Here is a 7,928-nt window from a genome sequence, read left to right as displayed (position 1 = left end):
CGGTGGCGGGAGATCCCCGCCACCGCCCGTTCCGTCGTGCGGGGCCCGTCAGAACGCCGCCCCGGCCGGCCGGGGCTCGCCCATGAAGTGGACGATCTCCTCGTGGTTCGTGGAGCGCACCGCGTTCAGCGCGCCGCTGCGGTAGTAGAGGTCCAGGCAGGTCGGGTCCGGGCCGAGGTCCGGCTCCTGCCCGGCCCGCATCAGGGCCAGCGCCGCCGGGACGTTGTGGCTGAACGTCACCCCGGCCCGCCGGAAGTAGCCGCGGCCCGCCACCTCCTCGACCAGCGCCTCCTGGTCCGCCACGACCGGCTGGGTCAGCAGGTCGTAGCGGAACACCTCGTCCAGGAACGCCCGGTGCTCCGCGCCGAGCCGGGGGCTCACCGCCTCGCCCCACCAGCGTTCGAGCGCCGTGCGGCCCGCCTGCTCGGTGAACAGGTAGCCGATCGCCGCCGCGTAGGCGGGGGCGCCGCCGCCGTGCGCCCGCGCGGCCGCCTCGCGCAGCGGCGCGGCCTCGGGGGCCGGGGTGGTGTCGATCCAGTCGGCCAGGCTGTCGAGGACCTCGGACTGGGTCCACCCGGCCAGCCGCCGCAGCGGCAGCCAGCAGTGCCGCAGCACGGCGTTCTCGGCCACCACCCGCGCCCAGAACAGGAACCGCTGCATCCGGGCGTTGTCCTCGAAGGTCATGGTGCGGTGCGCCAGCACGTACTCGAAGTCGTCGTGGTCACCGCGCAGCGCGACGATCCCGTGGACCTCCTTCTGCTCGGAGTACTCCGTGTTGGGAAGCAGCATGATCGGGTAGACGGCGATCCGCGAGACGTGCTCGGCGAGTTCGTCGTAGCCGCGCAGGAAGGACTCGACGGTCTCGCCCGGTGCGCCCCAGATCAGCTCGGCGTAGCAGTCCAGGCCCTCGCGCCCGAGCCACTCGACGAGCTCCCGCCAGTCGTTGACCTTCATGTTGCGCCGGCGCATCGAGTCCAGGGCGTCCGGGCTGAGCGACTGCAGGGCGAGGGTGAACGAACTGCGCAGGCCGGCCTCCTTCATCCGCCGCACGATCTCGTAGAACACCTTCGACTTGTTCTTCGCCCAGGAGGTCTCGAAGGCCCGGGGAAATCCCAGCCGGCGATTGATGGAAATGAGGTCCTCGACCAGTTCGAGGTCGATCGGCAGCATCCCGAAGTTCGCGTCGCAGGCCACCACGGTGTGCACGCCGAGTTTGCCGAAGAGTTCGAGTTCGGCGCGCAGCCGCTCGCGCGAGAAGGCCCGCACGCGCTGGCCGACGGCGCCGCCCCAGTAGCAGAAGGCGCATTTGTACGGGCAGCCCCGGTTGGTCTCGATCAGGGCGACGTCGTAACGGAAGTTCCCGGCCTCGTCGAGCAGGTCGATCGCGCCGGTCAGGAAGGGCGAGGGAATGATGTCGAGGTTCTCGATCCGGGGCCGGTCCGGCGTGGTCACGACGGTGCCGTCGGGGCGCCGGAACGATATCCCGGCGATGTCGTCGAGCTCGTGCCGGGAGCGGCCGTCGCGGCGGGCCCTGACCAGCTCGGGGAAGGTCAGCTCGCCCTCGCCGTTGACGATCACGTCGACCTCCGGGTGGAGCCGGAACACCCGCTCCGCCTGGCCGCTGACGTGCGTGCCGCCGAACACCGTCCAGCCGTCGGGCTGCAGTTGGCGGTAGGTCGCGGCGAGCGCCCCGAAGGCCCGCACGTTCCAGCCCAGGACGGAGAAGCCGACGAGGTCGGGGAGCTCCTCGCGGAACAGCCGGTGGGCCATCTCCCCGTGCGTCACGCGGCCCCGGAAGTTGCAGATCTCGACCGCCGTCCCGGACCGGAGTCCGGGGTCCTCCAGAATCATCGCCTTCAGGTATCCGGAGGCCAGCGGCATGGATTCCAGCGGCATGTCCCAGACGCCCTGCTGAACGAGTGCCACCCTGAGCTGAGGACCATGCATTCAGCGCTCCAATTCTCCACGTCGAATGGTTCGGGAGAAAGTCTGACGGTCCACGGAGGAAGGGTAAAGCGGCGTTTGACCGGAACGCGGACAGCGGGCGCCGGAAATGCCTATCATGCCGTCCATGGCAAAATATCGATGGCTGGTGGAGATATCCGGGCAGGACTCCGCCGCGACGGTGCTGTACGCGTTCCCGCACGCCGGTGCGGGCGCCGCCGCGGTCAAGCCGCTGTGCCGGGGGCTGGGCGACGCCTGCCGGGCGGTGGCGGTGCGGCTGCCCGGGCGCGAGTCGCGGATGGACGAGGAGCCGTACACCGAGCTCGGCCCCCTGTGCGACGGCCTCGCCGAGCAGGTCGCCGCGCACGCCGACGGGCGCCGGGTGGTGTTCTACGGCCACTGCGGCGGCGCGGTGTTCGCCTACGAGACGGCCCGCCGGCTGCCCCCGGGGCTGCTGTCGGGGCTGGTCCTCTCGGCCCAGCAGGCGCCGGACCGGATCCCCCCGGTGCACACCTGGCGGCTGCCCGACGACGAGTTCCTGGCCCAGGTGGCGCGGGACGGCTACCTGCCCGAGGCGGTCCTCGGCCAGCCCGAGCTGCGGGAGCTGGTCCTGCCCGCGCTGCGGGCCGACTACGAGGCCATCGAGCGGCACGAGTTCGCGGTCGACCCGATCGGGGCGCCGGTGCTCGCGCTGCTCGGCGAGGCGGACCACTCGGTGGCGGAGGAGGACGTGGCGGCCTGGTCGCGCTTCACCACCGGCGGGTTCCGGCTCGGCCTGCTGCCCGGCGGGCACAACCTGCTGCTGGAGGACCCGGGCGCGGTGGCGGCCGTGCTGCGGGCCGAACTCGGCTGAGGAGCGCAGGTGGTGGGCCGGTCACGCGCGTCGGGTGCCCGCGGTGCCGCCCACCACCCGCCCGCCCAGCGTGCCCGCCGCGAAGGCCTCCCACATCGGCCGTCGCCGGGGCTTGCCGCTGGACGTGCGGCGGATCAGCCCGGACGGACCGGCCACCACCACGACCGCGGCGCCGTCGAGCCCGCGCCGCAGCCGCTCGACGGCCGTCGCCACCCAGGCCCCCTCCCGGCCCTCGACCACCGCCACGGCGGTGTCGACGCCGTCGAGGGCGCCCAGCAGCACGGCCGGGCGCCGGTGCCGCAGCTCCGCGACGCCCGCCAGCACCGCCTCCAGGTCCTCGGCGAAGACGGTGCGGGCCCGCTGCTTCAGGCTGTCCCCGAGGCGGCCGAGGACGTAGAGCCGGCCCTCGTGCAGGAAGCCGCTGTCCCCGGTGCGGAGCCCGGTGGGGTCGAAGGCGGCGGCTCCGAGGTAGCCGTCGGCGATCGAGGACCCGGCGCAGACGATCTCGCCGACCCGGCCCGGCGGCAGCTCCTCGCCCCGGTGGTCGACGATGCGGATCCGGCCGTCCGGCAGCAGCGGGCTTCCGCAGCCGACGAGTTCGAGGCGTAGGTCCGGCGGGGTGCCGGGAGCGGCCGGCCGGACCGGCTCGCCCGTCCGCAGCGCGCTCCGGTCCACTCGCAGGGTGGTCGGCTCCTCGGCCAGCGGCACGCCGGTGACGGCCAGGGTGGCCTCGGCGAGTCCGTAGGCCGGCAGCATCGACGCGGCGCGGAACCCGTGCGGCGCGAGCAGCTCCACGAAGCCGGACAGGATGGCCGGATCGATCCGCTCGGCACCGGTGATGACCGCCCGCCACCGCCCGAGGTCCAGCCCCGCCAGCGCCTCCGGCCGGACCCTGCGCAGCACGTGGGCCAGCCCGAACGCGGGCGCCGCCGTGAGCCGCGCGCCGTGCTCGCCGAAGCAGCGCAGCCAGGCGAGCGGTGAGCGGACGAAGTCCTCCGGGCGCAGCACCCACAGGTCGGCGCCGGTGGTGACCGGGGTGAGCAGGCAGCCGACGAGCCCCATGTCGTGGTGGAACGGCAGCCAGGTGGCGGTGGGGTCGTCCGGTCCCATGCGCAGCCACTGCCGGACGGCGGCCAGGTTCGCCTCCAGGGCCCGCGCGGAGACCACGACCGCGCGGGCCGGCCCGCTGGAGCCGGAGGTGAACTGGACGAGCGCGGTCGCGGGCGTCCCCACAGGAGCAGCGTCGGCGGCGCACCCGTCGGGCCATGCGGCGGCGAGGTCGAGCACGGGGGCGGCGGTGGTGGGCGGACCGAGGCCCGCCGTTTCGGCGCCGGTCAGGATCACCGCCGGTCGCAGGACGGCGAGTCGGGCCGTCAGCCCGTCGCGGTAGGCGGCGTCGTCCTGGAAGGTCGCCGGCGGCGCGAGCGGCGCGGGTACCGCTCCGCACAGCAGCGCGCCGAAGAAGGCCGCGACGAACTCCGGCCCGGAGCCGAGCACCAGGGCCACCGCCCGGCCGGGCCGCACGCCGGCCGCCCGCAGCCGCCGGGCCACCGCGTGGGCGGCGCCCGCCAGTTCGGGGTACGGGTGCCGCATCCAGGTGCCGTCCGGCCGGAGGAAGCGGATGCCGCGGTCCGGGTCCGGTGCGTCCAGCCAGTCGAGCAGCCCGCGCGCCGTCACCGGGTGCCCGGGGCGGTGCGGGGGAGGAGCTCGTCCAGGCGGCGGGCCCCGGCGAAGACGCCGAGCAGCCGGCCGGCCGCGACCGGGTCCTCCCTCGCCTGCCGCACGGCCGCGGTCAGGTGCTCGTCCGCCCCGGTCAGCGCGGCCTGGCGGCACGCGAACTCGAACATCGCGGCGGAGCCCGCGTCCCGCCGGGCCTGGTAGCGGGCGAGGGCGCGGTCCGGCGGCAGCTTCCCGGTGAGGGCGTCGTGCAGGGCGGCGGCGAGGTTCTCGGCGTCGGTGAAGGCGTCGGAGATGCCGCGGGCGGCGATCGGGTCCTTGTGGTGGCCGGCGTCGCCGGCCAGGGCCCAGCCGGGGCCGTGCGACTGGCGGTAGTAGTTGCGCAGGCCGGCGGCGCCGCGCACCGGGCCGGCGAGGCGGGCCGCGGCGATCCGTCCGGCGGCGCCGGGGAAGCCCGCGAGCGCGTCGAGGTAGCCGCGCCGCCGGTCGCGCCCCCAGGCGCGGAACGCCTCGCGGCGCAGGCTGAGCGCGACGACGGTGCGGCCCTCGTGGGTGGGCCACATGGACAGGCCGCTGCCCGGCCGGAAGTGCGCCTCGACGCCGTCCACCGCAAGCCCGGTCCAGTAGGCGTAGGCGGTCGCGGCGAGCGGGCCGCGGTCGACGAGCACCGGGGCGTCGACGGCGCGGGCGACGGTCGAGTTGCGGCCGTCGGCCCCGACCACGACCCTCGCCCGGACGGTGAACCGGCCGCCGTCCGCGGTCCCGGCGAGCACGCCGCTGACGGGACCGCCGTCCGCCTCGCGCAGCACGTCCAGCACGGTGACGCCCTCGCGCAGTTCGGCCCCGGCCGCCCGGGCCGCGTCGGCGAGCAGCCGGTCCAGGACGGTGCGGCGCGGCGCGTAGGTGACGGCCGGGCCGGTGGCCGCGTCGTCGGAGGTCGGCGCGCCGCTCAGAGCGAGGCCGCCGAAGTCCAGGCTGATCCGCTCCAGGGGCGGGCAGCCGGTGTCGGCTAGGGCGTCCAACAGGCCCCAGCGGGCGAGCCGTTCGATCCCGGGCCGCTGCACCCAGTGGGTGGACATGGTGTCGCTGGGGAAGCGGTCGCGCTCCAGCACCAGGACCCGGTGGCCCTGCCGGGCGAGCAGCATGGCCAGCGGGGAGCCGGTGCAGCGGGCGCCGACCACGACCACGTCGACCTCGGTTCCGGGGGACGGCGGCTGCGCCGCGGCGGTGTTCAACTGACGCTCGTCCGCGCTTGAACCGGCCCGGCGGCCCGCGGTGCGTCGCCCCGCTGGAGGCTGTCGGCCAGCGACTGGAGGATCCCGGCGCAGCCGTGGCTGAGCTCGACCACCGACACCAGGCAGTGCGCGGGCAGGCGTTGGGCGATCTCCTGCTGCTCGCGGACCACCGCGTGGCAGGCGTCGAACATCCGCAGCAGCGTGCGGCCCGTCTCGTTGAAGCGCAGGGACGGGTCCTTGCGCAGCCGGTCGAACAGCCCGGCCAACTCGGCCGGGGACTTGGGCTCCTGGCGCTGGGGCCCCCGCGGGGGCGGGGGGGGGGGGCGCACGGCGCCCCCGCCCCCCGGGCGGGCCGGCACCGGGTCCTCGCCGCGGCGCAGCCGGTCGCGCACGTCGGCCGCGGTGGCCGGGGAGATGCCGGCCTCCCTGGCTATCTGGCGCAGCGAGGCCTGGGGGTTGCTGGCGATCAGTTCGACGGCGCGTTCCCGCCCCTGGGAGCAGTCCAGCGGCCGGGAGCGGCCGTCGCGGCCGATCCGGCTGGTGAGCTTGGGCAGGTGGGAGACCTGCTCCTGGCGCAGCTCGGCGACCTTCTTGGCGGACAGCCCGGCGACGGAGGCGACCATCCGGTCCGACCAGGCGGGGTGGGTGGCGAAGATCCGCCGGGCCGCCGAGCTGCGGTCGGCCAGCGAGAGCGGCAGCCCGTGCTTGATGTTGGCGGCCACCGAGAGCAGGAAGACGTCGGCCTCGCTGCCCTGGAAGAAGCGGACCTCGATCTCCTGCTGGCCGCGCAACTCCGCGGCCCGCAGCCGGTGCATGCCGTCGACCACCCGCATCGACGGCTGGTGCACCAGGATCGGCGGGTGGGTGGCGTCGGAGGCGGCGAGCAGCCGCACGTGCTCGCCGTCCTCGCCCTCCAGTCTGGGCGAGTCGGCGTCGAGGAGCACCCGGATCGGCACGACGGTGACGGCGGACCGCTGCAGCTTGTCGTGCCGGAGCGACAACAGCAGTGAGGTGGGATCGCCGACGTGACAGAAAGGCTGAGTCGTGCTCATCTCGACGCTACTCCCCGTGTGTGACGGAACCGTTGTCCGGGAACGCGCGCCTGGGTCGGCTCAGGCGGTAACGTTCCCGAAGTCGTTGAGGTTCAGCGGATTTTCCAATTTCTGGGGCGACCCGTGGATCGGCGCCCGCCGAGCGTCCGGATCCCGTTGTCGCCCCCCGTCAATGTTCCTGACAATGCGTGATTTAGCTGCGAACAGTCAAGGGCTCCGACGGCCCCGGGACAATTCCCGGCCCCGCGTGTGAGGCGGGCCGCGGCCGGGTAGGCAATCCTGTTCCCGGGCGCCGGGGGCGCCGGCGGCGGACGAATCAACGGAAAGCTTCGGTCAATTCCAAAGCGACGTCGGCGTGGTTCGCGCCGATCGGGTGCGCGGTGTGCTCGCGGCCGTGGGGCGCCGCCGGGGCGGCGGGCGCGCGGCCCGGTCCGTCGCGCCCGCAGCGGGCCTCAAGCGCCCTGCGGGACGTCAAGATGCCCGTGTGACAGGGCTGGTGGCGGAATCCCGCCACTGGCGTCGACCCGCCGCCGAAGCGTCGGGATCCGGTCGGGGCGGCCCGGCGCCCGTACATGGCCGGCTGCGAATGTGCGTGCGAATCCTCATGAGAATGCGCGCACGGCGGAGGGTGGCGGTGTGCAGGCCGCGCGCAACCACGGCCGGGTGTACGTGCGGATGCGTGTGCGAATAGCGGGCGCCCGGCCACCGTCGACTTCCCCCGGAAATCCGCCTAGGGTGCGAAGCGGGTCGAACTCCGGCCGTTCCGTTCGAGTTCATCCATTGATTTCCCGCGCTATTCCACGGCGTGAATCCTCGAAATGTCCTCAGGGAGCAGCATGGTCCTGCACGTGCGGCATGTCGGTCTGGGCGTACCGGATCTCCGGAGCGCCGCGGAATTCTACGAGAATCGCTGGCAACTGGAGGTCGTCGCACGCGACGGCGACCGGATCTATTTCGGTGCGGGCTGCCCCGAGAGCCACGTGCTCCGGCTGCGCGCCACCGACGAGCCGAGGGTCGACCTGATCGCGCTCGCGGCCGAGTCGGCGGCCGAGGTGGACCGCGTCGCCGCGCGGGGGGGGGCCCCCCCCCCCCCCCGCGCGCGCGGGGGGGCGCGCCCGCGCCCGCGCCCGCGCGCGGGGGGCCCCGGGGGGGGGGGGTGGGGGGCGT

At 74.7% G+C, this 7,928-nt stretch carries 5 protein-coding genes; 1 reads left to right on the top strand and 4 read right to left on the bottom strand.

Annotated elements, in window-relative coordinates; genetic code table 11:
* Positions 1-48: 48 nt before the first annotated feature.
* A complete protein-coding gene (locus ACFV4G_RS42295) occupies positions 49-1,926 on the bottom strand; it encodes a KedN5 family methylcobalamin-dependent radical SAM C-methyltransferase (RefSeq protein ID WP_380448771.1) in 1,878 nt (625 codons plus the stop codon).
* 145 nt (positions 1,927-2,071) lie between these two features.
* Here ACFV4G_RS42295 and ACFV4G_RS42290 point away from each other — a divergent pair, with 145 nt between their 5' ends.
* A complete protein-coding gene (locus tag ACFV4G_RS42290) occupies positions 2,072-2,797 on the top strand; it encodes a thioesterase II family protein (protein ID WP_380448769.1) in 726 nt (241 codons plus the stop codon).
* Positions 2,798-2,818: 21 nt separating this feature from the next.
* Here the strand turns inward: ACFV4G_RS42290 and ACFV4G_RS42285 are convergent, their stop codons facing one another.
* From ACFV4G_RS42285 to ACFV4G_RS42275, 3 genes are read right to left on the bottom strand one after another with little or no spacing between them, the layout of a single operon-like run.
* Positions 2,819-4,474: an AMP-binding protein gene (locus tag ACFV4G_RS42285; protein ID WP_380448767.1), complete on the bottom strand. Its 1,656-nt coding sequence runs from the start codon at positions 4,472-4,474 to the stop codon at positions 2,819-2,821.
* Positions 4,471-5,709 (bottom strand): NAD(P)/FAD-dependent oxidoreductase, encoded by a 1,239-nt coding sequence (locus tag ACFV4G_RS42280; protein ID WP_380448765.1) that lies wholly within the window; start codon positions 5,707-5,709, stop codon positions 4,471-4,473. The genes ACFV4G_RS42285 and ACFV4G_RS42280 overlap by 4 nt, the downstream gene beginning before the upstream one ends.
* Positions 5,706-6,761 (bottom strand): ParB N-terminal domain-containing protein, encoded by a 1,056-nt coding sequence (locus tag ACFV4G_RS42275; RefSeq protein WP_380448763.1) that lies wholly within the window; start codon positions 6,759-6,761, stop codon positions 5,706-5,708. Before ACFV4G_RS42275 ends, ACFV4G_RS42280 begins: the two co-directional genes overlap by 4 nt.
* Positions 6,762-7,928: the final 1,167 nt, after the last annotated feature.

Source organism: Kitasatospora sp. NPDC059747, assembly GCF_042732955.1.
Taxonomy (GTDB): Bacteria; Actinomycetota; Actinomycetes; order Streptomycetales; family Streptomycetaceae; genus Kitasatospora.
Note: the sequence above shows the minus strand (reverse complement) of the source record. Positions and strands in the feature narration are given on the sequence as shown.